Annotated in this window: 27 protein-coding genes; 11 read left to right on the top strand and 16 right to left on the bottom strand. The window is 65.6% G+C overall.

Annotated elements, in window-relative coordinates; genetic code table 11:
* Positions 1-5: 5 nt before the first annotated feature.
* Genes G6N31_RS10100 through G6N31_RS10085 form a run of 4 tightly spaced genes read right to left on the bottom strand, consistent with a single transcriptional unit; the run spans position 6 to position 3836 of the window.
* Positions 6-785: an SDR family oxidoreductase gene (locus G6N31_RS10100; protein WP_098003003.1), complete on the bottom strand. Its 780-nt coding sequence runs from the start codon at positions 783-785 to the stop codon at positions 6-8.
* Positions 786-820: 35 nt separating this feature from the next.
* Entirely contained in the window at positions 821-1894 is a 1074-nt protein-coding gene (locus G6N31_RS10095; RefSeq protein ID WP_098003004.1) for an acyl-CoA dehydrogenase family protein, read from the bottom strand.
* Positions 1891-3024 carry an acyl-CoA dehydrogenase family protein gene (locus G6N31_RS10090; RefSeq protein ID WP_098003005.1) on the bottom strand — a complete coding sequence of 378 codons (1134 nt, stop codon included), beginning with the start codon at positions 3022-3024 and terminating at the stop codon, positions 1891-1893. The genes G6N31_RS10095 and G6N31_RS10090 overlap by 4 nt, the downstream gene beginning before the upstream one ends.
* The gene (locus G6N31_RS10085; protein WP_179964331.1) at positions 3021-3836 is read right to left on the bottom strand and encodes an SDR family oxidoreductase; all 816 of its coding nucleotides are present in this window, start codon (positions 3834-3836) and stop codon (positions 3021-3023) included. Before G6N31_RS10085 ends, G6N31_RS10090 begins: the two co-directional genes overlap by 4 nt.
* 141 nt (positions 3837-3977) lie before the next feature.
* Between G6N31_RS10085 and G6N31_RS10080 the strand changes: the two genes are divergently transcribed.
* The 3 genes from G6N31_RS10080 to G6N31_RS10070 are packed head-to-tail and all read left to right on the top strand — an operon-like array spanning position 3978 to position 7176.
* Positions 3978-5198 (top strand): Zn-ribbon domain-containing OB-fold protein, encoded by a 1221-nt coding sequence (locus G6N31_RS10080; protein WP_098003006.1) that lies wholly within the window; start codon positions 3978-3980, stop codon positions 5196-5198.
* Positions 5195-6355 (top strand): thiolase C-terminal domain-containing protein, encoded by a 1161-nt coding sequence (locus G6N31_RS10075; RefSeq protein ID WP_098003007.1) that lies wholly within the window; start codon positions 5195-5197, stop codon positions 6353-6355. Before G6N31_RS10080 ends, G6N31_RS10075 begins: the two co-directional genes overlap by 4 nt.
* A gap of 11 nt (positions 6356-6366) precedes the next feature.
* A complete protein-coding gene (locus tag G6N31_RS10070; RefSeq protein ID WP_098003008.1) occupies positions 6367-7176 on the top strand; it encodes an enoyl-CoA hydratase/isomerase family protein in 810 nt (269 codons plus the stop codon).
* A gap of 10 nt (positions 7177-7186) precedes the next feature.
* On the opposite strand, the gene G6N31_RS10065 is transcribed toward G6N31_RS10070, so the two are convergent.
* The 6 genes from G6N31_RS10065 to G6N31_RS10040 form a co-directional block, all read right to left on the bottom strand.
* A complete protein-coding gene (locus tag G6N31_RS10065; protein WP_098003009.1) occupies positions 7187-7591 on the bottom strand; it encodes an acyl-CoA thioesterase in 405 nt (134 codons plus the stop codon).
* 39 nt (positions 7592-7630) lie between these two features.
* The gene (locus G6N31_RS10060; protein WP_098003010.1) at positions 7631-8458 is read right to left on the bottom strand and encodes a PaaI family thioesterase; all 828 of its coding nucleotides are present in this window, start codon (positions 8456-8458) and stop codon (positions 7631-7633) included.
* Positions 8455-9195 carry a FadR/GntR family transcriptional regulator gene (locus G6N31_RS10055; RefSeq protein WP_098003011.1) on the bottom strand — a complete coding sequence of 247 codons (741 nt, stop codon included), beginning with the start codon at positions 9193-9195 and terminating at the stop codon, positions 8455-8457. Before G6N31_RS10055 ends, G6N31_RS10060 begins: the two co-directional genes overlap by 4 nt.
* Positions 9196-9314: 119 nt before the next feature.
* Positions 9315-10457: an acyl-CoA dehydrogenase family protein gene (locus tag G6N31_RS10050; protein ID WP_098003012.1), complete on the bottom strand. Its 1143-nt coding sequence runs from the start codon at positions 10455-10457 to the stop codon at positions 9315-9317.
* 9 nt (positions 10458-10466) lie between these two features.
* Positions 10467-11447: an acyl-CoA dehydrogenase family protein gene (locus tag G6N31_RS10045; RefSeq protein ID WP_098003013.1), complete on the bottom strand. Its 981-nt coding sequence runs from the start codon at positions 11445-11447 to the stop codon at positions 10467-10469.
* Positions 11444-12676 (bottom strand): acyl-CoA dehydrogenase family protein, encoded by a 1233-nt coding sequence (locus G6N31_RS10040; protein WP_098003015.1) that lies wholly within the window; start codon positions 12674-12676, stop codon positions 11444-11446. The genes G6N31_RS10045 and G6N31_RS10040 overlap by 4 nt, the downstream gene beginning before the upstream one ends.
* Positions 12677-12789: 113 nt before the next feature.
* Between G6N31_RS10040 and G6N31_RS10035 the strand changes: the two genes are divergently transcribed.
* From G6N31_RS10035 to G6N31_RS10010, 6 genes are all read left to right on the top strand, one after another.
* Positions 12790-14286, top strand: a complete 1497-nt coding sequence (locus G6N31_RS10035; protein WP_098003016.1) for an aldehyde dehydrogenase family protein — start codon at positions 12790-12792, stop codon at positions 14284-14286.
* 131 nt (positions 14287-14417) lie between these two features.
* Positions 14418-15629: a CaiB/BaiF CoA transferase family protein gene (locus tag G6N31_RS10030; RefSeq protein ID WP_098003017.1), complete on the top strand. Its 1212-nt coding sequence runs from the start codon at positions 14418-14420 to the stop codon at positions 15627-15629.
* A complete protein-coding gene (locus tag G6N31_RS10025) occupies positions 15629-16573 on the top strand; it encodes a VOC family protein (protein WP_098003018.1) in 945 nt (314 codons plus the stop codon). The genes G6N31_RS10030 and G6N31_RS10025 overlap by 1 nt, the downstream gene beginning before the upstream one ends.
* A gap of 101 nt (positions 16574-16674) precedes the next feature.
* Positions 16675-17340, top strand: coding sequence for an alpha/beta fold hydrolase (locus G6N31_RS10020; RefSeq protein ID WP_163722130.1), 666 nt, complete (start codon positions 16675-16677; stop codon positions 17338-17340).
* Between the two features lie 168 nt (positions 17341-17508).
* Positions 17509-17796: a hypothetical protein gene (locus G6N31_RS27415; protein ID WP_234815259.1), complete on the top strand. Its 288-nt coding sequence runs from the start codon at positions 17509-17511 to the stop codon at positions 17794-17796.
* Between the two features lie 22 nt (positions 17797-17818).
* Entirely contained in the window at positions 17819-18157 is a 339-nt protein-coding gene (locus tag G6N31_RS10010) for a hypothetical protein (protein ID WP_098003126.1), read from the top strand.
* Positions 18158-18174: 17 nt separating this feature from the next.
* Here G6N31_RS10010 and G6N31_RS10005 read toward each other — a convergent pair whose 3' ends face one another.
* Complete coding sequence (locus tag G6N31_RS10005) at positions 18175-18744, bottom strand: MarR family winged helix-turn-helix transcriptional regulator (RefSeq protein WP_244962261.1); 570 nt, start codon at positions 18742-18744, stop codon at positions 18175-18177.
* Between the two features lie 45 nt (positions 18745-18789).
* Here G6N31_RS10005 and G6N31_RS10000 point away from each other — a divergent pair, with 45 nt between their 5' ends.
* Both G6N31_RS10000 and G6N31_RS09995 read left to right on the top strand, forming a co-directional pair.
* Positions 18790-19755, top strand: a complete 966-nt coding sequence (locus G6N31_RS10000; protein ID WP_244962260.1) for a hypothetical protein — start codon at positions 18790-18792, stop codon at positions 19753-19755.
* 14 nt (positions 19756-19769) lie between these two features.
* On the top strand, positions 19770-19952 hold the full coding sequence (locus G6N31_RS09995; RefSeq protein ID WP_098003019.1) for a DUF7156 family protein: 183 nt from the start codon (positions 19770-19772) through the stop codon (positions 19950-19952).
* On the opposite strand, the gene G6N31_RS09990 is transcribed toward G6N31_RS09995, so the two are convergent.
* The 5 genes from G6N31_RS09990 to G6N31_RS09970 are packed head-to-tail and all read right to left on the bottom strand — an operon-like array spanning position 19944 to position 24660.
* Entirely contained in the window at positions 19944-20849 is a 906-nt protein-coding gene (locus G6N31_RS09990; protein ID WP_098003020.1) for an SDR family NAD(P)-dependent oxidoreductase, read from the bottom strand. The two genes, G6N31_RS09995 and G6N31_RS09990, sit on opposite strands and share 9 nt — an antisense overlap.
* A gap of 13 nt (positions 20850-20862) precedes the next feature.
* Entirely contained in the window at positions 20863-22053 is a 1191-nt protein-coding gene (locus G6N31_RS09985) for an acetyl-CoA hydrolase/transferase C-terminal domain-containing protein (RefSeq protein ID WP_420090493.1), read from the bottom strand.
* A gap of 28 nt (positions 22054-22081) precedes the next feature.
* Positions 22082-23239, bottom strand: a complete 1158-nt coding sequence (locus tag G6N31_RS09980; protein WP_098003021.1) for an acyl-CoA dehydrogenase family protein — start codon at positions 23237-23239, stop codon at positions 22082-22084.
* 30 nt (positions 23240-23269) lie between these two features.
* Entirely contained in the window at positions 23270-23512 is a 243-nt protein-coding gene (locus tag G6N31_RS09975; protein ID WP_098003022.1) for a hypothetical protein, read from the bottom strand.
* Positions 23509-24660 carry an amidohydrolase family protein gene (locus tag G6N31_RS09970; RefSeq protein ID WP_197747168.1) on the bottom strand — a complete coding sequence of 384 codons (1152 nt, stop codon included), beginning with the start codon at positions 24658-24660 and terminating at the stop codon, positions 23509-23511. The genes G6N31_RS09975 and G6N31_RS09970 overlap by 4 nt, the downstream gene beginning before the upstream one ends.
* Between the last annotated feature and the right edge of the window lie 141 nt (positions 24661-24801).

Genomic DNA, 24801 nt, shown 5'->3' with positions numbered 1-24801 from the left:
GCGAGTTACTTCGGCGTGAAGCGCTGCGCCCCGTCCAGGCGCAGCACCTCGCCGTTGACGTACCCGTTCGTGAGCAGGAACGTTGCCGCATCGGCGAATTCGGCGGGAGTGCCGAGACGCCTGGGGAACGGCACGTTGGCGGCGAACTTGGCGATGGCCTCCTCGCCGACCGACTCCATGATCGGGGTCTTCATTGTTCCCGGGGCGATGGTATTGACGCGCACACCCACCGAGCTCAGGTCCCGGGCGGCGGCAATCGTCAACCCGATGACGCCGGCTTTGGCTGCGGCGTAAGCGGTCTGACCGATCTGGCCCTCGTAGCCCGCGATCGAGGCGGTCAGCACCAGGGCACCGCGTTCGCCGCTGTCATTCGGTTCGGCGGCGGCGACAGATGCCGCCACCAGCCGCGCCATGTTGTAGGTCCCATTGAGGTAGAGGTCGATGGTCTTGGTGAATCCACCGAAATCCGCCGGGCTGCCATCGCGCTGCACGATCCGCTGCGCCACACCGAAACCGCCGTGGGCGACAACGGCGTAACGCAGCTGACCGAGCTGCTTGGCCTGCTCGATGGCGCCGAGGATGCTGTCCTCGCTGGTGACATCGGTGCTGGCGAACAGTGCCCGGGAGCCCAATTCGTCAGCCAGTGCCTTGCCCTTGTCGGCAGCGAGATCGGCGATCACCACGCCCAGGCCTTCGGCGTGCAGGCGACGGACCGTCGCCTCACCCAGACCGCCCGCGCCGCCACTGACAATCGCCGAGGCGCCCTCGAATTGCTTTACTGTCACCAGTTCTCCTTTTCTAGTGTTGGTTTGGAATCGAGTCAGGTTGCGGTGACCAAGTCCCACGGATCTTCGGCGGCCAGTGCCAGCCTGCCCAGGCGCCGCGCGAAGTGGGCGGTGGTGCCGTAGTCCCGCGTCCAGCTCTGCGCGCGCAAGGTGAACAACCACAGCGGATGCTCGCGGGTGACACCGATGGCGCCGTGCAACTGGTGGGCGACGGTGGTCACCGGGCCGACGGCGCGCCCGACGGTCACCTTGGCTACGGTGACGGCGTAGTCCGCCTCGGGAGAGTCGAAACCATGCTCGGATACCGCTGTCACGGCGAGATCGGCAGCGGCGCGAGCCCGTTCGATCTCTCCGGCCATTCCGGCCAGGGACTGCTGCACGGATTGGAAGGCGCTGAGCGGGCGACCGAACTGGACGCGCTCACGGGTGTGCCGCACCGACAGGTCGGCGGCGGCGTCCAGCGCCCCGACGATCTGCACGCAGCGCGACCAGGCACCGCGCCGGGCCAGCTCGGCCCCCAGCGCCGGGTCGACGGGTCGCAACTGATTTGCGGGCACATCGAACTCCAGCGAATCACGGGGTTCGCCTGCCAGGTTGTGACCGGCGTGCAGCTTGTCGGACTCGACCAGGCCTACTCGCAGGCCGTCGTCCACCCGAACCGCCAGCAGCGTCGCCGCACATGCCCCGGCCCACGGCACCGAATGCGCCGTGCCGGTGATCCGGTCACCGGTTGTGTCAGCATCGGCGATGGCGACTGTCAATGGGCCATCGGGTAATTCAACACCAGCCCGCGCACCCAACCAGCCCGCCAGCGCGTCGGTTTCGGCCAGCGGCACCGCGCCAGCGTGGCGTGCCAGACCGTACAGTGCGATCGCCAGTTCGTGTGGTCCGGCTCCTGAGTCGGGGGTGCTGGTCAGCCGTGCCAGCCCGGTGTCATCGAGGTTGCGCCACAGCTCGGCATCGAGCCGGTCCGGGATGCCGCGCCTACCGAGACCGCCCTCGTAAGACCGCCGCCCCAGTTCATCGACGAGCTGGCGCAATTCGGCGTCGTCGTCCTGGCGGTTCTCGGCGGTGAACACCCCGCCTGAGAGTGCGCTCGTCTGGCTCATCGCAACCCCATTCCGCGCGCGATCACGCCGCGCAACACCTCGTTAGTACCGCCGCGCAACGTGAACATGGGCTTGTGTAGCCAGGCCGTGTCCAGCATGTTCGTCAGCTCAGGGTTCACGGGCAAGGCCTCGATCAGATCGTCGATCAGTTCGACGGATTCGGCCTCGAAGCGGGTGCCGAGATCTTTGACCAGTGCGGCCTGGTTCGCCGCATCGCCACCGTCGGTGAGCGTGCGGGCGACCGTCAATGACAGCTGACGCAACGAGATCAATTGGGCCAGCAGGTCACCGACAGCGGCGGCAGTGCGGTCGTCGGTTGCCGACCCGGCTCCCAGAGCGCGGATCGTGGCCAACAGCAACGGGCCGGTGGACAGGATGCGCTCGGGCCCGCTGCGTTCGAACGACAACTCCGAAGTGACCTGATGCCAACCATTTCCGATCTCGCCGAGCACGTCGGCATCGGTGACGAAGACCTCGTCGAGGATGACCTCGTTGAAGTGGTGTGCGCCCGACATCAGGATGATCGGTTCGATCCGAACGCCCGGGGTGGCGCACTGCACCAAGAACTGGCTGAAGCCGGCGTGGCGGTGTTTGGGGTCCGGGGGACTGGTGCGTGCCAGCACCACGACCTGGTGCGCATGGTGGGCGCCGCTGGTCCACACCTTGGTGCCGGACAGTAGCCAGCCTCCGTCGGTACGGGTCGCCTTGGTGGTCACCGCGGCCAGGTCCGACCCGGCACCGTGCTCGCTCATGCCGATCGACGAATACAGTCGGCCTGCAACGATCTTCGGGAGCAGCCGTACGCGCTGTTCCTCGGTGCCGTAGGTCAACAGGCTCGGTGCGACCTGTCGGTCAGCGCTCCAGTGCGCTGCGACCGGTGCGCCCGACGCGATAAGTTCCTCCGTCACGACATATCGGTGGAGGTGGCCGAGCTCGTGGCCGCCGTAACGGCGCGGGATGGTCAGGCCGACGAACCCCGCGGCACCCAATCGTGCCGAGAATCCCTCGTCCCAGCCGGCCAGCCAGGCGTCGACGGCGGGCTGCCAGCCGAATTCTGCGCGGTCGGCCCGAAGGAAGTCGCGTACGGCGAGACGCAACTTGGCCAGTTCGGCATCGTCGGCCGCGCTCACCGGGCGGCTGCCAGATAGAAGTTGGGGGTCAGGTCCTGCTCATGTGCCGCCAGTCGGTAGTCCGACAGGTCGTCTCGGCCCTCTTCGCGCAAGATGTCCTCGTCGGTGTAGAAGTGACCGCTGCAGGTTGCGGCAGGGCGGGAGACCAATGCGTGCACCGCATCGGCCATGATCTGCGGGCTCCGGGCCTGGGCGCGTACCGACTCCTCGCCCATCGCGACCATCATGCCGGTGCTGGCGACGGTGGTGGCCGGCCACACGGAGTTCACCGCGATCGGCACCTGTGCGAACTCGTCAGCCCAGCCGAGGGTGAGCAGGCTTTCGGCGTACTTGCCGACGGTGTGCCCGACGTGAGCGCCCACCCATCGGGGTTCCAGGTTCAGCGGGGGCGAGATATTGACCACGTGCGCGTTTGCGGAGCGACGGAGGTGCGGCAGGGCGGCCTGGACCACCGCGAACGGACCTTCGACGTTGATTTCGAGCAGCTTGCGCAGACTCTTGGGAGGCAACTTCTCGGTCGGTCGCAAGTCGAGCGCTCCGGCGTTGTTGATCACGACATCGATGCCGCCGAATGCTTCGGCGACCGTGGCAATGGCCGCTTCTACCGCGGCGGCGTCACGTACGTCGCAGCCCACTGCCAGCGCCCGTCCTCCTGCACTTTCCACAGCGGCCGCGGTTTCGGGCAGGGTCCCGGCGATTTTCGGATTGGGTGTCTGCGTCTTGGCAAGCAGCGCCACTGCCGCGCCGTCCTGCGCCGCGCGCACCGCGATCGCGGCGCCGATGCCGCGACTGGCGCCGGTCACCACGACCACACGGTCCTTCAGAGTCTCAGGAGAGGTGATGCTCACAATCCAGTTGTCCTTCCGCCGTCATTGGTCGTAGCGTCGAATGCTATAACTATATAGCTCATTAGTCGGCCGCTGTAGCGCGCCACTGACCCAAGCGAGGTTCCAATGACACAGGTCGCCGCGATCGGCACCTACCTGCCGCCATGGACGGTGCGTGAGCGCCGGGTGAACGGGCCTGACGAGGATGCGCTGACCATGGCAGTCGCCGCAGGTCGGGCCGCTGACCCCGATGCGACCGCGCGCCGCGTGGTGCTGGTGTCACGCGACTTCCCACTGTTGGAGGGCGGTAACAGCGCCGTGCTTCTGGCCGGGCTGTCCCTGCCTGCTGGTGTGGCGGTCAGCGAAGTGCTCGGTGGCGCGCCGGCAGTGCTCGATGAGCTCGTCGAGGCGACTGAGGGCACCCTCGTCATCGCTGCGGACCACTCGACGACGGCAGCCTCGGCGGCCGCGGCCCTCATCGGTGCCGACGGCGTCGGATTGACGCCGGTCGCACGGCAGACCCGCAGCCTGCCAGTCACCATCCGGAGTGCCGACGGCAGCCGGCGCGAGTATGGCGACCCCCGGTTGCAGCGTGAGATCGGGGTCAAGTCGACGGTCGCGCGGTTGGGCCTGGACGCCTCGCAGACGGTGGCGGCAGTCGTCGGAGCGAAGGGCAAGGAACTCGGCGGTGACCTCGATGCGAAGGGTGCGATCGAACATCCGATCTCGTCGGCATCCGGAGTGATCCGGGCACTCGCCGAATGCGTGGAAAACGGTCAGACGAGCGGCCTGTTGGTGGCTGTTGAACAGTCCAGCGTGACGGCCGCCGAAATCGGCGGGTCCGCCAAGTCCACCACGATCACCCGCAATGAGGCCCCGTCGCGGGAGCTGCCCAAATTCCGCACCGCTGACGGCAACGGCATCCCGATCTCCCTGCCCGCCTACGCCCGCGCGTTCGAAGCCAAGCTGCGCTGGGAGGCCGCGGTGTTCGACGAGCGGCCCGGTATCGACACCGCGCCCCAGTTCCCGCCACGTGCCCGCGTCGACGATGCCGGCGGGCTGGTCACCGCCTGCCGCCTGGAACCGTTGCCCCGCACCGGGACCATCTATACCCAGACCACCATCCGGATTCCGGTGCCCGACCTACCGGGGCCGTATTCGATCGCCGTCGTGCAACTGGACGGCAGCTCGGTGCGGGTGCTGATGAAGGTCACTGGCGTCCCCGCCGGCGAAGCCACGATCGGGCAGTCGGGCTCGGTGGTCCTGCGCAAGATCGCCGACCGGGCCGGCGTACCTGACTACGGCTATGCATTCTGGCCGACGACCGCGGAAGGAACACAGGCATGAGGAACGTCGCAATCGTCGGGGCGGGGATGACCCCCTTCGCCGAGCATTTCGACCTCGGCATCAAAGACCTGATCCCCATGGCGTACGCCGAGGCGGCCGCCCACGTCGACAAAGGCATCAAGAAATCGGACATCCAGGCCGCGTGGTTCGGTGAGCTGTCCACCACCGACGGCTTCCCGTCGGGTGTTCTGGCGGACACCCTGGACCTCACCGATATCCCGGTCACCCGCGTCGAAAACGCCTGCGCCACGGGCAATGACGCAATCCGCAACGGTGCCATGGCCATCGCGTCCGGGCTCTACGACGTGGTTCTGGTCGTCGGCGCGGACAAAGTCCGCGAGACCGCGTCCAACACCACCTTTTGGGATTGGGCGGCGATGACCCGTGACAACGCCTGGGATTATCCGCTGGGACTCGTCGCGCCTGCCAACTTCGCGCTGCACGTCGTGCGCTATCTGCATGAGTCTCCGGCGACCAAGGAGCACATGGCGATGGTGGCGGTGAAGAACCACTTCCACGCGCTGAAGAATCCAAAAGCCCAACTGCGTTACGAGATCACCGTCGAGCAGGCGTTGGCCGCGCCGATGGTGGTCGAGCCGTTTGGGCTCTATGACTGCACGCCGCAGAGCGACGGTTCGGCCGCGGTGATCCTCGCTGCGGAGGAGGTCGTCGACCGGTACACGGATCGGCCGGTCTGGGTGCGCGGCGTCGGGTTGGGCATGGACCGGGTGATGCACCAGCACAAGGGTGATATGACGACGTTCCCGCCGACGGTGCGGGCAGCCAAATCTGCGATGAAGATGGCCGGTCTGACACCCAGCGACATCGACGTCGCCGAGGTCCATGACTGCTTCACCGGCGTCGAGCTGATCAGCTACGAAGACCTCGGGTTCGCCGAGCGGTTCGAAGCCTACAAACTGGTCGAGGGCCGCGAACACTATGTCGGCGGTTCTATCCCGATTAATCCGAGCGGTGGATTGAAGGCCAAGGGGCATCCGCCGGGCGCCACCGGTGTCGCGCAGTGCTACGAATTGTTCAACCAGCTGCGCGGCGAGGCCGAGAATCAGGTTGACGGCGCGCGAGTCGCGTTGGCCCACAACATCGGTGGCCCGACCGCGGTCTCCGCGGTCACCATCCTTTCCAACGAGAAAAGCTGACAGGACATCACATGACGACTTCCGAGATCGCGACGCTTGCCGGTTACGAGCAGTTTGCTCCGTGGTTACTTGTGGAGAAGCGCGGCAACGTCCACGTCGTGAGCATCAACCGGCCCGAGGCGCTCAACGCTGTCACCGAAGAGGTGCACCACGCGTTCGCCACGATCTGGAAGGTGCTCGATGCCGACGACGACGTGAAGGCGGTCGTCACCACCGGTGTGGGCAAGGCCTTCTCGGCAGGCGGGGACATGGTGATGTTCGGCCGGCTTATCGAGGATCAGGTGGCGCGCACGTTCCAGATCCACGAAGCCCGCACGGTGTTCCTCGAGGTGATCAACTTCCCCAAGCCACTGGTGTCAGCGGTCAAGGGGCCCGCCGTCGGTCTCGGGTGCTCGATCGCGCTGCTCAGTGACCTGCTGGTGATGGGGGAGAACAGCTATCTGGCGGATCCGCACGTCGCGATCGGGCTGACCGCGGGCGACGGCGGCACTGCCATGCTGCCGCTGCTGATCGGCATGATGAAGGCCAAAGAGTATGTGCTGCTGGGTGATCGGATCACCCCGGCCGTCGCCGAGAAGCTCAATCTCGTGACGAAGGTGGTCGGTGACGACGCGGTCCTGGATGAGGCGCTGGCCCTCGGTGAGCGCCTCGCCGCACTTCCGCCACAGGCCTTGCGCTCGTCGAAGGTGGCCCTGAACATGCACCTGGCGCGCGCTGCGCAGGGTGTCCTGGAGTACGCGCTGGCCGAGGAACTGACCTCGTTCTCGACGCCCGAGTTCAAGGAGCGGGTGGCGGCCTTCCGGGCCCGCTCCAAGAAGTGATCTCAGCGGCTCAGCGAGGGATCTTGCTTCCGGCGGCCAGGAGTGCTTCCAGTGCGGTGCGCTCATCGGCGCTCCAGGGCCGTGTACGGGAGCGGTCCTCGCGTAGAACGACCTGAACGGTCCGCACCGTCGCACACTTGTGCGTCGCGGTGGCGATGATGTTGATGGTTGTGAACGACGACGTGCCGATCGCCTCGACCGCGGACGAGACTTCCACCTCATCGGTCTGCACAACCGGGTGGTGGTAGTCGATTTCGTTGTGCACCACTACTATCGGGCCCCACGACGTCGGTAACGCGGTGTGCAGAAAGCGGGCCCTCGCTTCCTCGGCATACACGAGGAAGACGCTGTTGTTCACATGTCCGACCGGATCGAGGTCAGTCCAACGGGGTTCGATGCGAAGCGCGGCGCTCACGAAGCTCCTCAGTCAGATCGGTGGTTTCCCGTGATCGGCTCAGCGGTAGGCGGTGATACGCGCAATGACCGCGACCTTGCCGTCGTCACCGATGGCATGCGCGTCACCGACCGCCGTGCTGCGGCCGATCCGCAGGGCCTTGCCTTCGTAGCGGGAATCGGTACCGGCGAAGAACGGACGCAGAAAGTTCACCCGCAGGGAGGCGGTCTGGAGCAGGTCGTCAGAATTGCCGCGGTTGACCGCCGCTGACGACGTCGTTTCCAGTCCAGCCGCAGCGACCCCGCCGTGCACGATGTGGATGTCGTTGTTCAGATTCTCGTCGGCATTCTGCGACAAAACGTAGGCGCCGGAATCTGGGCGGATGCGCGCCGCCATCAGATCGGCGAATGTGGTCTCGGCAGTTCGTCGCAGCGTCTCCGGGCGGCGTTGGGACACAACGTCATCGGCGTTGATGAAAAACGACCGCACCGTGCCGCTGCCGATCATGGCTCCGCGGTAGGTCAGCGTGCAGGTCCCCAGCGATGCGACGCCCCGCGGCCCCACTGCATGTGCGGTCGCCGTCACCGGCCCATCGAGATCGTCGAGGCCGTCCATGCTGAGCTCCATCGACAACTCACTGGACACCGTCCACTGCCCCGGGCCTCGGCGGTAGTGGTTCACGATTCCGGCCGCCGCATCGACGAGGACCGCCAACGGACCAACTGTCGGCGCACCTGTGAACGGATTACGGAAGCGCTCCATCGGCATCGACATGACCGCCGTCGCCGCGGCGGGATCCCGTAGCAGGTATTCGATGCCAAAACGAACCTGAATGGAATCGGGCGTCTCGAGGTCGTGCCGGTCCGAATCTCGGTCTACGTAGGTCATTCGAGAAGGTCGACGACAGTGGACATTTCGGCCCCGGAGAGGACGAACTCCTCAGCCTTCAGCAGATGCTTCTTCCAGAGTTCGCCGGCCTTCTCGGCGTCTCCGGCCCTGATCATGTCGAGCACCATCCGGTGGGTCTTGGCGGACCGGCGGACCGCTTGCTCGGCACGGTCACCCCTGGTGGGCTGCAACGAGCGGTTGGCCTTCTCGATGATGTGGTGCAGCATGTCGCTGACGATCTGGATGGTAGCATTGCCCGACAACCGAGAGACCGCGGCGTGGAAGTCGGTGAGCTGGTCGACGGCCTCGCTGCCCGGTTCCAACAGTGCTTCGCGTTCGACGATCTGCTCGAGTTCGGCGATCACCCTGGGGTCGCGGTCCTTGGCCAATTGCTCGACCATCGGGACCTCGAGGGCAACCCGCGCATCATACACGTCCTTGACGGTGACGCCCTCGTACTCGAGGATCAGGCCAGCGTAGCGCGCGAGTGTTTCGCGCTGGGGCCGGGTGACCCGGGCACCGCCGCGCACCCCTCGCTGGACCTGGATGAGGGACTCGGATTCGAGCACCCGGAACGCTTCGCGCAGCGTAGGCCGCGATACCCCGAAACGCTCCATCAGTTCGGATTCCGGTGGAAGCATTGTTCCTTCGGTGATCTCGCCGCGGATGAACATGCGGCGCAACACCGTGGCCACCCGATCGGCCATCTTCGGCTCCCGAAGATTGATGACCTCCATTACAACCTCCACCGTTTAGTGCAACGCCCAAACCCATCAACTATTTCGCAGGTTAACTGAATCCCGGAGTCGGTTCGGACATATGCGGCCGGTCAGTGACCAAAATCATCGGTAAATCTCTAATACCCCATAGCGCGTCCCATGAGGTCTTTCATGATCTCGGTGGTGCCGGCGTAGAGGCGCTGGACCCGCGAGTCCCGCCACAGCCGGGCCACTTCGTATTCATTGATGTAGCCATAGCCGCCGTACATCTGCAGGCAGCGGTCGATGATTTCCCACTGGACCTCTGAGGTCCACCATTTCAGGCCGGCGGCGTCCTGGTCGCTCAATGTTCCGTCATTGACAGAGAGCACACACTGATCCAGATAAGTCTGTGCGGCGTCCAGTTTCGTTTGCATCTCGGCGAGGAAGTGTCGGTTGACCTGGAACTTGCCGATCGGTTGGCCGAATGCGGTTCGTTCCAGGGCGTAGGCCTTGGTGAGGTCCAGCGCGCGACGGGCCGCAGGCAGTGCGTAACAGGCGACGCCGACCCGTTCGCTGGGCAAGTTGGAGACCAAGTGGTAAAAGCCACGGTTGAGTTCACCGACGAGGTTCTCCTTGGGCACCTTGACGTCTTCGAAGAACAACTCGGCGGTGTCGGCAGAGTACTGTCCGATCTTGTCGAGCTTGCGTCCGCGGGTGAACCCTTCCATCCCGTCCTCGATCATCAGCAGGCTGATGCCTTTGTGCCGTGCGGACGGGTCGGTCTTGACGGCGGTGAGCACCAGCTTGGACAGCAGCCCGTTGCTGATGAATGTCTTCTGGCCGTTGACCACCCAGTGGTCGCCCTCGTCGCGGGCGGTGGTCTTGATGCCGGCCAAATCCGAGCCCGCGGCTGGTTCGGACATCGCGATGGAGCCGATGTATTCGCCGGAGACGAACTTGGGGAGCCAGCGCGCCTTCTGTTCCTCGGTGGTGAGGTTGCTCAGGTAGGGCATCAGGATGTCGTTCTGCACGCCAAGGCCGATGCCGACCGAACCGGTGGCGAACATCTCCTCGGAGATGATCTGGTTGAAGCGGAAGTCCTTGACGCCGAGGCCACCATACTTCTCGTCGAACTCCCAGCCGATCAGCCCGTGCTCGCCTGCGGCCAGCCAGGCTTCCCGGCTGACCTTGCCATCTCGTTCCCACTTCTCCACGTTCGGCACGCATTCGCGTTCGAAGAACTCCCGCGCGGTGGCCCGGAAGTCGTCGTGGATCTCTTCGAAGATGTTGCGGCGCATATATTTCCTTTACTCTGTCCAATTGACGACCGCGGGCAGTGCTCGGCCCGGGACGTAGGTGTCGAAGAGCCGCTCACCCAGGAGTGACTCAAGGTGATCGTGCGAACCACCCAGCGCATCGAGCTGGAAACCGCGCGCGACATAGCGGTGCAATTCGTGCTCGGCGGTCAGGCCGATGGCGCCGCACACCTGCAGCGCGACGTCGCTGACCGCGCGGTGCGCCCGTCCGGCCGCTGCCTTGCTGGTCAAGGCCGACAGGTGGCCGCCGTAACGCCAAGACTCGCCGAGCAGAGCCCGCGCGCCGGCCAGCACAGCCGACGCATCGGCCAGCGCGTGCCGGGGCGATTGGAATGATCCGATTGGTCCGCCGAATTGCACGCGCACGCTGACGTGTTCGACGGCGAGACGCAAGGCCTGCTCGGCAAGCGCCACCAGCTCGGTGGCCAGCGCCCGCTGCGCGGCCGCGATGGCCTGGTTCCACTCGGTCGTCGCATCCACCAGCGGGATATCCAAGGGACCGCTCACCCAGGTCCAGAGGGTCGATGCGTCGAAGGTGTCGAGCCGCTCGCCGTGCAGGCGGGAGGCCTCGACGACACCGATCGACACGGTTCCCATCGGTCCGGGCACCGGCACCACCAACCGGCCCTCGAGCGGGCCCAGGACGATGCCCAAGACCTGGTGTTCGTCGGAACCGGGGAGATATCCGGGCGTCAGGCCGGGAAGGAGCACATGATCGGCGGGTTCTTTGAGCAGCCCGGCCAACTCGGCCAGCATGACCCTGTCGAGGCAGTTAGTCAGTGCCAGTGTCCGTCCCTGGGCGCGGAACAACAGCTCACACGCCTCCACGGGGTACTCGGCTTCGATGTCCGACCAGCCCAGTTCGGCCAGCCGCGGACCGATCGCCACATGCTCGGGTGTGCCCTCGCCGGCCAGTTCGTCGAACAGCCGGAACACGGCTTCTTCGACCATCGGCCAAGTTTCGTCGGTCATCGCCTCTCCTTGGGGAGTCCGAGCAGGTGGTCGGCGATGATACCGCGCTGTACCTCGGCGGTGCCGCCCATCACCGTGGCGGCACGCGAATACCACCATTCGGCCCGCGCAGTGTCGAGTTCTTCGCTGGTGTGAATTGGGTCCGAATCGGACGTCGGCACCCGGGCGGGCCCGATGAGCATCTGCTCGCGGGTGAGGTCCAGGATGAGGTCGTTGACCTCCTTCTCGGCCCGGCCGAACAACAGCTTGTCGATGCTGCTGTCCGCGCCGACCGCGTCCCCGGCGGCGAGCCGGCGCACGGTGGTGGCGGTACGGGCTTGCGCTGCCGCCACCTCGACATACACCCGGGCGAAGCGCTGGCGCTGCGCGGCGGTGGAACCCGCGGCGACCATGCGCTCCCGCAGCCGGCTCAGTTCGATCAGGACCTTATTGAGGACGGCGTAGCCGTACATGCCGCGCTCGTACTGCATGAGGTGCATAGCCACGGCCCAGCCGCCGTCGACGTCGCCCACCACCCGCTCAGCGCCCACTCGGGCGTCGTCGAAGAACACCTCGGCGAGTTCACGACGGCCACTGGCCAGCGCGATCGGGCGGATGGTCACACCGGGTGCGTCGGCGTCGATCATGATCATGGTCAGCCCGCGATGTCGACTCTCCGGTGCGCCGGTGCGCACCAGGGCCAACAGGCGCGCCGCCGTCGGCCCCTGACTGGTCCAGATCTTCTGGCCGTTGATGACGAACCCGCCGGCGCCGTCGTCGACCGCCCGAGTGCGCAGGGTGGCGAGGTCGCTGCCCGACTCCGGCTCGGAGAAGCACTGCCCCCACCATTCGGCGCCGCTCAGGTAGCCGGGCAGGTATTGCGCCGCCAGCTGCGGGGCGAACTTCAGCAGTGCGGGGCCCAGCGTCTCCAGCGTCCACTGCTGGGCCGGTATCGGCAGCATCGCGTGGCCGAGTTCCTCGTAGTACACGGCCCGGTGGATCTCGTCGCCGCCCAGGCCGCCCGCGGATTCCGGCCAGCCGTACCGGTTCCAGCCGTCGGCGTACAGGCGTGCCATCACCGCGGCGTCGTGGGCCAGCCCGTCCTCGGCGGTGGTGAACGCGGCCAAGCGCCATTGCTCGGCCAACTTTAGGTCGCGCAGGTACTGCCGGAATTCCTGGCGAAATACCGCGACTTGGGCGACATACTCATCGTGACGGCCGGTCACGGTGCTGTCGGCAGGGGCGGACAACCGGCTCCCCCTTCATTCGGGTCGGGGATCCAGCCGAGTGCCGAATCCGCTAAACAGTTATCTATAAACGGTTACAATAGCTCACGCCGACACTTCGACGAGAGGGACCGCCCATGACGGCTTCACCCATTGCTGCCGCCACCGTCAACTTCAACCCCGAAACTCGACTGTTCATCGACGGTCGGCTGCGCGACGCGACGAGCGGTCGGACCGCCGATAACCTCAGCCCCACCACCGAAGAGGTACTGGGCGTCGCTGCGGACGCCGACGCCGAGGACATGGACGCCGCGATCGCCGCGGCCCGGCACGCCTTCGACAGCACCGACTGGTCGACCAACCGGGAGTTCCGCCAGCACTGCCTGATGCAGTTGCACGAGGCGCTGCAGCAAGAAAAGGAAGACATCCGCGCCGAGCTGATCGCCGAGGTCGGCGCGACGGTAGGGATGACGTATATCGCGCAGATGGAGTGGCCGCTGGTCGACGCCATTCGCTACCCCGCGGAACTGATCTCGACCTTCCAGTGGGAGCGCATGCTCGATCAGGACGCCAAGATGGGTGTACCGTACAACCGGGTCGTGGTCAAGGAGGCCATGGGCGTGGTCGGCGCCATCACGCCGTGGAACTTTCCGTTCGAGATAATTAGCAACAAGGTCGGCCAGATTTTGGCCACCGGTAACACCATGGTGCTCAAGGGTGCCATCGAGACCCCGTGGAGCGCGCTGCGGTGGGGCCGGATCATCGCCGAAAAGACCGATATCCCGGCCGGTGTCGTCAACGTTGTTCCGACATCGGACAACGGCATAGCCCAGCGGCTGGTCACCGATCCGCGGGTCGACATGATCTCGTTTACCGGCTCGACGCCGGTCGGCCAGCTGATCCAGCGGCTGTCCGGGGACACGATGAAGCGCAACATGCTCGAGCTCGGCGGCAAATCGGTCTACCTCGTCCTTGACGACGCGGACATGAGCATGGCGCTGCCAGGCTGTATCGGCGCGCTGATGCACAGCGGGCAGGGCTGTGCGCTGGCAACCCGAATGTTGGTGCCGCGCAGTCATTATGACCAGGCCGTCGAGGTTGCGACCGCGACATTCGGCGCCCTTGCAGTGGGCGATCCGGCCGACCCGAACACCTTTTGCGGCCCCCTGGTATCGGCCAAGCAGCGCGACCGGGTGCTGAACTACATCGATATCGCGAAGCGAGAAGGCGGCCGGATCACCGTGGGCGGCGGCGTGCCAGAGGGCCTCGATCGCGGCTATTTCGTCGCGCCGACGGTTGTCGCGGACGTCGAGCCGGACCACACGATCTTCCAGGAAGAAGTCTTCGGTCCGGTGCTGTCGATCACCGCGTACGACGGCGGTGACGACGAAGCCGTCGAGCTGGCGAACAACTCGAAATATGGCCTGGCCGGGGCGATCATGGGCTCCAATGAGCGTGCGATGGCAGTGGCGCGTCGCATCCGCACCGGCTCGCTGATGATCAACAGCGGCATGTACTACGGCGCCGATGCGCCGTTCGGTGGCTATAAGATGAGCGGCATCGGTAGGCAGAACGGCATCGAGGGCTTCGAGCAGCATCTGCAGACCAAAACCATCGGCTATCCGATCAGCTGAACGTCGTCACACAGTGGGTCTGAACGTCCGCGAAAAGGCACACCTCCTCATCGGCGGTACGGCAGGCGCGGGTCTGGCCGGTTATCCGATCCCACTGACCAACCAACCCCTGATGTGAAGCGAGAGAGACAATGACAGACATTCTCAACGGCATCCGCGTCGTCGAACTGGCGGCGTGGACATTCGTGCCCGCGGCCGGTGCCGTCCTCGCGGATTGGGGCGCCGAGGTCATCAAGGTCGAACACCCTGAGACGGGCGATCCGCAGCGTGGCCTGATCAGCTCAGGAGTCGTCACGGGTGCTGGGGGAGTGAACCACTTCGTCGAACAGCCCAACCGCGGCAAGCGCAGCATCGGGCTGGACACCTCGACAGCCGAGGGTCTGGAACTGCTGATGAAGCTCATCGAGACGGCCGACGTGTTCGTCACGAATCTGCTGCCGGATTCGCGGCAGCGCATGGGCATCGACGTCGAGCAGGTACGGGCGCGTAACCCGAAGATCATCTACGCCCGGGGCCATGGTTACGGGACCAAGGGCGACCTGGCTTCGCAGGGCGGGTTCGATCTCGCGGCGTACTGGGCACGCGGCGGCATCGGCGACGCGTACTCCGATGGCACCGGATCCTACCCGCCGATCCAGCGGCCGGCGTTCGGGGACTCTTACGGTGGCCTGGCGATCGCGGGTGGTATCGCCGCGGCACTGGTGAAGCGCGAGCGCACCGGCGAACCGTCGGTGGTCGACGTATCGCTGCTCAATGCCGCCATCTGGCAACTGGGCCCGGATATCGTCGGCGCGGGCGTCACCGGCCAGGACATTCCGAAGTTTAACCTCGACGAGATGCCCAATCCGGTCGCCAGCATCTACAAGACCCGCGACAACCGGTTCATCGCCTTCGTGCTGCTGCAGGCCGACCGGTTTTGGTCGGACTTCTGCACTCGGCTCGGCAGGCCCGATTTGATCGCCGACGAGCGGTTCGCCAACGCGGTGGTGCGCTTCGGCAACCGCAAGGAGTGCATCGCCGAGTTGCGCCGCAGCTTCGAGTCCCAGGATTTGGCCCACTGGGAGAAGACATTTGCCGGCTTCGAGGGTGTCTGGGATGTCATGCACACCGCAGGAGAGGTGCACAGTGACCCACAGGCCATCGCCAATGGCTACCTACCCCGGGTCACCGACGCCAACAACAATGAATTCGCGCTGGCGGCCAGCCCGGTGCAGTTCGACGAGGTGCCGTTGAACCTGACCTGCGCGCCAGGACATGGCGAGCACACGGACGCGTTGCTCGCCGAGCTCGGTTTCAGCGATGACGAGATTATCGACTTCAAGATCAACTCGGTGGTGCTCTAGTGACTTCCGACGTTCTGGCCCGGCGGTTCCTGCACGTCAACCTCAACTGCGTCTCGCTGGACGCCACCGAGCGGATCTATGGCGACCTGCTCGGCCTGAAGCCGCGGATGCGCACCGATCCCAAGGTCGCCACCGATGGGACGATCCTTGGCCTGCAGGGCGAAACCTTCTGTGCCACTTCGTTTCTCTATGACGCCCGCGGCGGGCGCGGTGGCTGTGCGCTGGAGGCCATCGAGTACTACTCGCCGGCGTTGAATGTTGATCCCAGCACCGATCCGGTGCGCCCCGGGATTCGCGCAGCGCAACTCGGAGTGGCCAATCTTGACGATGCGGCGTCGGCCCTTCGCGGAGCGGGCCTGACGGTGGGCGATCCGGTGGACACGTTGCTCGGTGGTGGGAAGTCGGTGCTCGCCCAGGATTCCGACGGCGTGGTCATCGAATTGACCGAGCTGCCCGCCGGCGCGGACACGTCGAAGGGCGCCATGTTCAACGGGATTCGGATCGCGGCGATCGACGCGGCCGCAACCGGTGAGTTCCTGACCGCCATCGGCTTCACCGAGGTGGCCGCACCAACTACGGTGCCGGCTGCGGAGGCTCAACTGGCTCCCGCTGGTTCGGGCGAAACCGATTGCGTGGTGGCCCGGTACGCGTTGGCCGAGGATGGGCATCAGTTCACCCTGACCGTGGTGCAGCATCCCGACACTGCCCCCACGCCGGTGCCGTGGGGTGGCAATCGTCAGGGTCTCTACCGCTGCGCGTTACGGGTGGAGAGTGTGCGCGATGCTCTGGCTGCGGTGCCCGATTCCGTTGAGCGCATGGGTGATCCGGTGTGGTGCCCGCTGCCGGGAACCAAGATCGATGGGTTGTACATCGCATTCCTGCGCTCACCGGACGGCGTGGTGTTCGAGTTCGTCGAGCGACCGCTGGCTCACTTCAGCCGCTAGCCCGCCCGCTGCAGACCGATGAACGTAGCGGACCGGCCGGCATTCGTCTTCATCCACGGCGGGAGTTCGACAGCCGATGTTGGCAGCCGACGATCGCGGAGATGCACCGCCAGTCGCCGCACGTGCGGTATCTGGCGGTGAACCTTCCTGGTAGACAGGGCATACCAGCAGATGTGCGGAGATTGACGATCGCCGAGTGCGTCGACTCCGTTGTCGGACAGATCGAACAAGCCGGCTTCGACGAGGTGGTCCTCGTGGGGCATTCGCTCGCAGGTGTTGTCATTCCTGATGTGGCGGCTCGCCTCGGTGCCCGACGTGTCCGCCGGATCATTCTGCTGGCCTGCAACGTGCCGCTCGACGGTAAGAGTGTCGTCAGCACGTTGAAACCGCCGATTCGCTTGTTCGCGCGGATGAATGTCGATCGGCTACCGGTGTGGATGGCTCGATGGATGTTCTGTAACGGGATGACCGAGGAGCAACGAAATGATTCGTTGCGTCTTCTGGTTCCGGAGTCGCTCAGTATCGTTCACGAACCGGTGGATCGATCGCGGATGCCGGCGGAGGTTCCTCGAACCTGGATACTCACGTTTCGGGACCATGTGCTGCCGATCAGGGATCAGCGCCGTTTCATCGCCAACCTCGGCGGCGTAGGCGAGGTCGTCGAACTCGACAGCTGCCACAACGCCATGACGTCGGAACCGGCCGAGTTGGCCTCGATCCTCCTGCGTCGCGAGCCGTTGTATCGGCACCGAAGTGGGGTTCAATGACCAAAACGGCGAAATTGGCCGAATTCATGCACCAGAACCGCCGTGCCTTCCTCTTCTGCCGGGACGAGTCGGGGCGTCCGATCGGCTATGCGATGCAGTCCGTCCGGTACGAGCCGGGAAGCCTGTACTTCTCGACCTATGCCAGGAGCGCGAAGGTGCAGCATTTGCGTGCCGATCCTGCCGTCCTGCGTCGTCCTGGGGCAAAACGACGGTACGGACGCCTGGGTCTCGGTGCGCGGTACCGCAGAGGTTTATCGACCGTCGGTCGAGGAGACCGACCTCATGGTCGGCGCCGAATCCGCCGACGGACGGGTCCCGGACTGGGTGATGACCACGGTGCGGGAACGGATGATCAGCGGTAAGCGGTGCGTTATCCGGGTGGCACTCGATGAAGTATTCGCCGCCCGGCTCCCCGACGCCGATGACGATGTGAGGCCGGGCGATCATGCCACGTGAGCGCAGCGGTGGTCCGGTCTCGATGCCGGCGGATGAGCTCGCCGCGTTCCTCAGCGGGGAACCGACCGGGGCGATCTGTGTGACCGACGCCGAGGGCCGGCTGCTGGCCCTTCCCGCACGTGTCCTCGGTGTGGAAGGCGACGATATGAAGGTCGAGGTGGATGGTTTTCCCACCCTGCCCGCGCCAGGGACGCAAGCGTGCGTCGTCGCCGATCGTTTCGTCACCTATGAGGCGATACGTGGGGTGATCGCGCAAGGTGAAATTGCGTCCACTGAGCATTCTGATCCACCGAAAGAAGCTGTGACGTTGGCAGTTTCCCGAACCGTCTCATTTTCCTTCGCCAACGTCATCGAGCCCTAGGGTACGCCCTGCGGCAACTACCGATCCGGTTCAGCCCTGGTGCGCGCAAGGTCGTCGTCGGCGGAGGGGCGCCCTGATACCGCGTGACGCTGGTCTGGACCGAGCCGGAGATCCCGGCAGATATCGGCCAGGGCCGACCGGAGCTGCTCGAGTCGACGGGCGCCGATGATATCTGCGATCTCGGCGTCGAGCCGGTCGCCGACGGCGGCGGCGTCGGCCATCATGTCAGCCCCCTGTCGGGTGTACCGAACGACCTTGGCGCGCCGGTCGTGTGGGTCGGCGACCCGCTCGACATAGCCGAGCTGGACGAGTTCGTCGACGAGCTGTCCGATGGCGTTCTTGGAGACGTCCTGGGCGCGGGCGATATCGGAGATGCGGCTGCCCTCCCATCCGAGGAAGACCATCAACCGCGCATGCGCGGGCCGCAGGCCGGTATGGCCGAGTGCGTGCGCACGTTCGAGGCTGGCACGCATCATCCATTCACCGAACTCGATGGCGTGGCGCTGCAGTGAGCTGGTCTGGTACTGCAGGATGTCGCGCTCGGTGCGCGCCGCTTTCCTGGACGGTGCAGGGCTCAGATCGACCACCTTTCGACGGAATTCCTTGTCACGTGGTTGACATCACAAGCGAATATGGTGAAGCTATCTTCACTATATTCGGACCGGGAGGGCACTTTGTATTTCGCCTCGCAGGAACTGGTACCGCCGGCCACGCTGGATCCCAGCGGAGTCTGGGTGTTCAACTGGGTGATCCCGATCGTCGGCAGCATCTTCATCGTGCTGGCCGTCGTCGACGTCGCGCGCACGCGGCGGTTCACCTGGGGTTTCCTGTTCCTGTTCAACAGCATCGCCGTGTACTGGATGGAGACCGTCGGCGACTGGGGCCAACAGCTATTCTACAGCCCGGCCTTCGCCCAGCACCACCTGCTGGAGTGGTTGCCACTGAAAACCCCGAACGACCCGCTGTTCATGCCGTTCGCCTACGCGGTGTACTGGGGCGTGCATGCGCTGTTGGTGCTGTGGCTGAGCCAGTGGGTTTCGTCCAAATTCGGCTGGAGCATGCTGAGATCGATGCTGGTGCTGGCCATTCCGGTCAACTATGTGTGGGATTTCGCCGTCGAGGGCACCGCCACCGCGATGGGCTGGTGGACCTACGATCCCGGTATCGGCCCGGTGCTGGAGTGGGGTAACGGCGGTCGCATCACACTGCTTTGGACGATCGGCATCATGTGCACCTGGCCCAACCTGATCGCGTACTGGGCGGGCAAGCCGCCGATCCGTGGCCTCAATCACCTTGAGCGGTTCTGCGGGCTGGATCGGTTCACCAGGCCCAAGTCGGCACCGGGGACGTCGGCGGCCGCTGCCGGCCCGGCGCCGCAGGGTGGTGTCGCAGTCATGGAGGCGCCAGTTCTGCTGACCAAACAGCAGGAGTTCGACAGCTTCCTCAACTACGAGGTCACCATTGCGCGTTGGCGATTCGAGCTGATGCGCCTGGGCGCATGGTTCATCGGTTTCCAGGCGAGTTTCTTCGTGTTCCTGGTCCTGCCGCTGATCATCATGCGGTTGGCTACCGGCTCCGACAGCCCCTACATCCCGTGAACCGAGAGGGTGAGATGAGCACCGAACCGCGTACGCGCACCAGCATGAAGGACATGCCTGCCGAATTCTTCCTGCCGCCAGAGAGCAACGCCGCACTGTGGGACGAGACCATCAAGCTCGTCCTCGGGTGCCTGGCGTTTCTCCTGGTCCTCGGCATCATCGTGGCCCTCACTCAGGGCATCGTCATCTCAGTGTGATGGAAGCGGACCCGCCAGCCCCCGCGGTGAGGTGCCGTAGAGCCAGCTGACCGCCTGGCCGATCTCGGAAAACTCCAGCGACACACCGTCTTTGGCGTCATAGCGGCCGGGCGCCTCGGTGAAACCCTCGATCCGGCTCAACCGGTGGCCATTCACCCGCAGGATCTGGCCGGTCAGCCAGGACGACTCCGGCGACTGCAGCCAGGCCACGACCGCCGAGCTGCGGGCCGGGTCGAGCGCGGGGTCGGCTGCCTGCTCGCTGCCGAAGAAGCCCTCGCTGATCCGGGTGACGGCGAGAGGTGAAATCGCGTTCACCGCAACGCCGTAGCGGCGCGCTTCCATCGCCGTCACGACTGTCAGGTTCGCGATGGCCGCCTTGGCCGCACCGTAGGCGCTTTGGCCGACGTTGCCCCAGAGGCCGGCGCCCGAGACGGTATTGACGATGTGCGCATCGATCGGATTGCCCGCCTTGGACTGGGCACGCCAGTACTCGCAGGCGTGCCTGGTGACGGCAAAGGTCCCCTTGAGGTGGACGGCGATCACCGCGTCCCAGTCCGCCTCGGACACATTGGCGACCATGGCATCGCGCACGATGCCGGCATTGTTGACGACACCGGTCAGGGTGCCGAAGGTGTTGACGGCCGTCGAGATCATGTCGGCGACGTCATCCCACGACGCCACCGATCCGGTGTGCGCCACCGCCTTGCCGCCGGCCTGCTCGATCTCCGAAACGACCTGTGCGGCGGGGCCTGTGTCACCCGCGGTGCCATCACGGCTCACACCGGGATCGTTCACCACGACGGCCGCGCCCTGTGCCGCGATTTCCAGGCAATGTGCGCGGCCGATACCGCGTCCGCCGCCGGTGACGAGCACGACCTGTCCTGCAAGTGATGTCATGAGTTCCCTTTCTTCAGGCGAAGAGCCCGGTGATGAGCGTGCGGCGCTGAGACCAGTCCGCTTGGCGCAGATCGACGTATCCAGCCTCGGTGACAATCAGATCGACGTCGTGGGCCGGTGTGGATGCGGGCCTGGTGAGTCGCTCGACGAGCGGCGAGCGCCCGTTTACCTTCGACGGGACGGCGATGATGGAGAGCCCGCCGCAGCTCATCCTGGCGGCCGCGCAGTAGTCGGGGTGCCCGCCGATCCCGCCGAACACTTTCTGGCCCACCCCTTCGACATTGATCTGTCCGAACGGGTCGATTTCGATGGCGGTGTTCACCGCGATGAGAGGGGTGCCGCGCGAGAGCCGGGTGAGGTCGTGAGTGTGGTCGAACCCGCGCAGGATCGGCCGTCCGTCGGCCCAGTCGTAGAGCACCTCACTGCCGAGCAGATACGTCGCCGACGGGGTGCCGATCAACAGTCCGCGCCGGTCCAGGTCGACGACGGCGTCGGTGAGCAGGCCGGTGTCGATGTGCAGTGGTACCCGCGCCCATTGCAGCAGGGCAGTGCCGAGTTGCCCTGGCCCGTACTGCAATCGGGAGCCCTCCGGGACGAATCTCAACACCGCGTCGGCCAGCGCCTCGTGGACCGGCTCGGGCGTTCTCTCCGGCAGGAGGACCAGCCCGCCGTCGACCGTACCGAGCACCTCGACCCCGGACGGGTCGAGGGCGGGCAGGGCACTCGCCGCGGTGGCATTGGTATCGATGACGCCGAAGGTTCGCGTGCCGCCGTTGATCACCGCTTGCTGCCAGGACACCTCGGTACCGAACTGCAGTTCGCCGTTTCGGAGCACCATACGGGTGAGCAGCACATCGGGACGCAGCACGTCGGTCAGCAACGCCGGTATCGCGGCCAGCCGGGTAGGCAGAAACCGTGCCGACGGACTGCTCAGCACGTCGCGCACACCCCAGCCCGGCATCAACGCCACCACCTCGGCGAACGCTTCGGCATCCAGGCCGTCCACCGGGGCCGGCAGCCATCCCAGCACCAGCTGTACCGAACCCACCTCGCGGGCCGCTGTGCTCACCGCCGCGCCGACCGATGTGCCGTCGTCGAGGCATCGCAGCGCGCCCACGCCGTCGCCAAGGGCCAGCGTCATCCCGGGACGCAAGGCGTTGCGCAGCCCGTCCACGAGGGCGGCCGCGGTCAAAGGATCCGTCACCGTGCTGGTCTGCTCTTCGCGCAAGCGCTCATCGTGGCTCTTTGGGAAGCCCCAACACCCGCTCACCGAGTATGTTGCGCTGGATCTCGCTGGTCCCGCCCAGGATCGTCTGCGCCCGCCCGACCAGCATGTGGTGCACCAGATCTGCCGCGTCACCTGAGCCGGCCGGGTCGACGCAGGCATCGGTGCCGAGCACCTCGGTGGCCATGTCACCCAGATCCCGATCGGTCTCCGACGTCATCAGCTTGAGCACCGAGAAGGCGGGCGAAGCCAGGTCGCCCGCGTCGATCGCGCGCTGCCAGGTGAAGCGCAGCAACCACATCCGCGTCCACAACCGGGTCAATGACCGCGACAACACCGGGTCGAGCAGGTCGCGGCTGCGGGCGGCGGCGACCATCTGTTCGTGCAGTCGGAACATCGCCACCGCCTGGGTGCCCAGCGTCAGCCGCTCGCGGCCCAGCGTGACCATCGCGACTGCCCAGCCCTGACCGACCTCGCCGATCAGTGCTTCGTCGCCGAGTTCCACGCCGTCCAGGAAGACCTCGTTGAACTTGCTCTCGCCGTCCATCTGGGTCAGCGGGCGCACCGTGACGCCCGAAAGGCTCATCGGCACAATGAACATCGACAGATCACGGTGCTTGTCGGGGCCGGTGCGGGCGAGCAGCAGACCGTAGTCGGCGGACGCCGCTGCCGAACTCCACACCTTCTGGCCGTCGACCCGCCAGCCGCTCTCCGTGCGCTCGGCGCGGGTGCGTACGCCGGCCAGATCCGAACCCGCGCCGGGTTCGGAGAACAGCTGTGTCCAGACGTCGTCGCCGAGCCGGATGCCGTCCAGGTAGCGGGTTTTCTGCTCTGGGCTGCCGAACTTGATGAGCACCGGTCCGACCAGATCCGCCCCGGTGATGTTGAGCTGGCGCGGCACTCCCGCCCGCGCGCATTCCTCGGCGAAGACCGCCTGGTAGGCCACGGACGCGTCAGCACCGCCGAATTCGGGCGGCCAGTGCAGGCACGTGTAGCCGCGGTCGGCGAGATAACGGTGCCACTTCTGACCCGGCTCCACATCGGCCGCGGTGGGGGTGGGTCCGTAGTTGCGCAGACCCGGTGGTTTGGGGGCGCTCTCCAAAAATTCGCGGATCTGCGTGCGAATCGTGTCGATGTCCTCGACGACGTCAGCGGAAGCTGGCACACTCACTCCTTGGCCTCGGACCGGTCGCAGTCACGTCCCGCCCAGATAGTCGTTGTACTCGTTGCGGATTGATTCCATGGCGTTGAGCCGGCGCTCCAGCAGGGCGATCTCTGCTGAATCCCCGGTGCCCGCCCGGGCTTGGTCCAGTCGGACCCAGGTGCGAGCGATCTCCTCGACGAGGCGCTCACGGGCCTCGACCTTGGTGAGCAGATCCTGATCGGTCCAGTCAGACCGGGGCAGCTGCTCGATCGGCCCCGCGTCGTCGTCGGTCACGCGGCCCGTGGAAAGTTGTAGAACTCACGGGCATTCAGCTCGACGATGCGGTGCACCTCGTCGTCGGGCACTTTCTCCAGTGCCTGAGCGGCGCGCTCCCGGCTCTGCGGCCAGAACGAATCGGAATGCGGATAGTCGCACTCCCAGGTGATCTTGTCGACGCCGATCATGTGCCGCATCTCCACGCCGAAGTCGTCTTCGATGAAGCAGCCGTGGATGTGCTTCTTGAACAAGTAGCTCGGCGGGTGGTCCTGATTGATGTTGTTGTAGAAGCGGTGCTTGCGCCACACGCTGTCGCAGCGCTCCAGGATGTAGGGAATCCAGCCGATCCCGCCTTCGGACAACCCGATCTTCAGCTTCGGGTGCCGGTAGAGGGTGTTGGAGAACAGCCAGTCCGTCATTGCGGTCATCGACATGGTGCCCATCAGCGTGATGAAGACAGCGAACGGGGCGTCGGGGGCGATCGGCGGCGGAAAACCGCCGGACCCGAAGTGCTGGGCCAGCACCATATCGGTCTCTTCCAGGGCCGACAGCAGCGGATCCCAGTGGTCGGAGTGCACCGACGGCAGACCCAGCCGGTCCGGCAGATCGGGGAACGTCACGCACTTGGCGCCCTTCGCGGCGACGCGGTGAACCTCCTTCACGCTCGCCTCGAGGTCCCAGAACGGCAACATGGCGACCGGGATGAACCGGTCGGGCGCGGTGGCCGCCCACTCGTCGATGTGAAAGTCGTTCCATGCCGCCGAACAGAGCTTGGCCAACTCCTTGTCCTCACCTTCGGCGAACACCGCGCCGGCGAAGCGGGGGAAAGACGGGAAACAGGTCATCGCCTGCACACCGTCGATGTCCATATCGGCCACGCGTGCCTTGGGGTCGTAGCACCCGGGGATCATGTCGTCGTAGCGCACCGGCTCGATGCCGTACTCCTCGGGCTTCTTACCCGCGACGGCATTGAGCCCGATGTAGGGATAGATCCGGCCTTCGTACTGCCAGACCTGGCACATCGCACCGGTGTCGGGACGTTCCCACTCGATGATCTTCGGCCCGGCTTCCAGGTATTTCGACGGAAGCCGATCGCTCCACACCTTCGGGTGCTCGATCAGGTGATCGTCGACAGAGATCAGTTCCATCCAGGGCTGCAACGGCACTGGTGCCTCCTCGGGGTGGGTGCGAACACGGACAGAAATGGACAGAAACAGAAAAACATTTAGTTATTTATGTCGAGTCTAGTCGTCCGCGCAACGCCGGGGCAAGCCAAATGTGGACGTCAGCGGCGATGTGTCGGGGCG

This window comes from Mycolicibacterium duvalii (genome assembly GCF_010726645.1).
Classification (GTDB): Bacteria; Actinomycetota; Actinomycetes; order Mycobacteriales; family Mycobacteriaceae; genus Mycobacterium; species Mycobacterium duvalii.
Note: the sequence above shows the minus strand (reverse complement) of the source record. Positions and strands in the feature narration are given on the sequence as shown.

What these genes read in the sequence shown, in the direction of transcription:
- G6N31_RS10095 (WP_098003004.1), bottom strand. Translation starts at nt 1,894, where the DNA reads ATGAGCCAGACGAGCGCACTCTCAGGCGGGGTGTTCACCGCCGAGAAC.
- G6N31_RS10080 (WP_098003006.1), top strand. Translation starts at nt 3,978, where the DNA reads ATGACACAGGTCGCCGCGATCGGCACCTACCTGCCGCCATGGACGGTG.
- G6N31_RS10075 (WP_098003007.1), top strand. Translation starts at nt 5,195, where the DNA reads ATGAGGAACGTCGCAATCGTCGGGGCGGGGATGACCCCCTTCGCCGAG.
- G6N31_RS10070 (WP_098003008.1), top strand. Translation starts at nt 6,367, where the DNA reads ATGACGACTTCCGAGATCGCGACGCTTGCCGGTTACGAGCAGTTTGCT.
- G6N31_RS10060 (WP_098003010.1), bottom strand. Translation starts at nt 8,458, where the DNA reads ATGACCTACGTAGACCGAGATTCGGACCGGCACGACCTCGAGACGCCC.
- G6N31_RS10055 (WP_098003011.1), bottom strand. Translation starts at nt 9,195, where the DNA reads ATGGAGGTCATCAATCTTCGGGAGCCGAAGATGGCCGATCGGGTGGCC.
- G6N31_RS10050 (WP_098003012.1), bottom strand. Translation starts at nt 10,457, where the DNA reads ATGCGCCGCAACATCTTCGAAGAGATCCACGACGACTTCCGGGCCACC.
- G6N31_RS10045 (WP_098003013.1), bottom strand. Translation starts at nt 11,447, where the DNA reads ATGACCGACGAAACTTGGCCGATGGTCGAAGAAGCCGTGTTCCGGCTG.
- G6N31_RS10035 (WP_098003016.1), top strand. Translation starts at nt 12,790, where the DNA reads ATGACGGCTTCACCCATTGCTGCCGCCACCGTCAACTTCAACCCCGAA.
- G6N31_RS10030 (WP_098003017.1), top strand. Translation starts at nt 14,418, where the DNA reads ATGACAGACATTCTCAACGGCATCCGCGTCGTCGAACTGGCGGCGTGG.
- G6N31_RS10020 (WP_163722130.1), top strand. Translation starts at nt 16,675, where the DNA reads ATGCACCGCCAGTCGCCGCACGTGCGGTATCTGGCGGTGAACCTTCCT.
- G6N31_RS10010 (WP_098003126.1), top strand. Translation starts at nt 17,819, where the DNA reads ATGCCGGCGGATGAGCTCGCCGCGTTCCTCAGCGGGGAACCGACCGGG.
- G6N31_RS10000 (WP_244962260.1), top strand. Translation starts at nt 18,790, where the DNA reads ATGGTGAAGCTATCTTCACTATATTCGGACCGGGAGGGCACTTTGTAT.
- G6N31_RS09995 (WP_098003019.1), top strand. Translation starts at nt 19,770, where the DNA reads ATGAGCACCGAACCGCGTACGCGCACCAGCATGAAGGACATGCCTGCC.
- G6N31_RS09990 (WP_098003020.1), bottom strand. Translation starts at nt 20,849, where the DNA reads ATGACATCACTTGCAGGACAGGTCGTGCTCGTCACCGGCGGCGGACGC.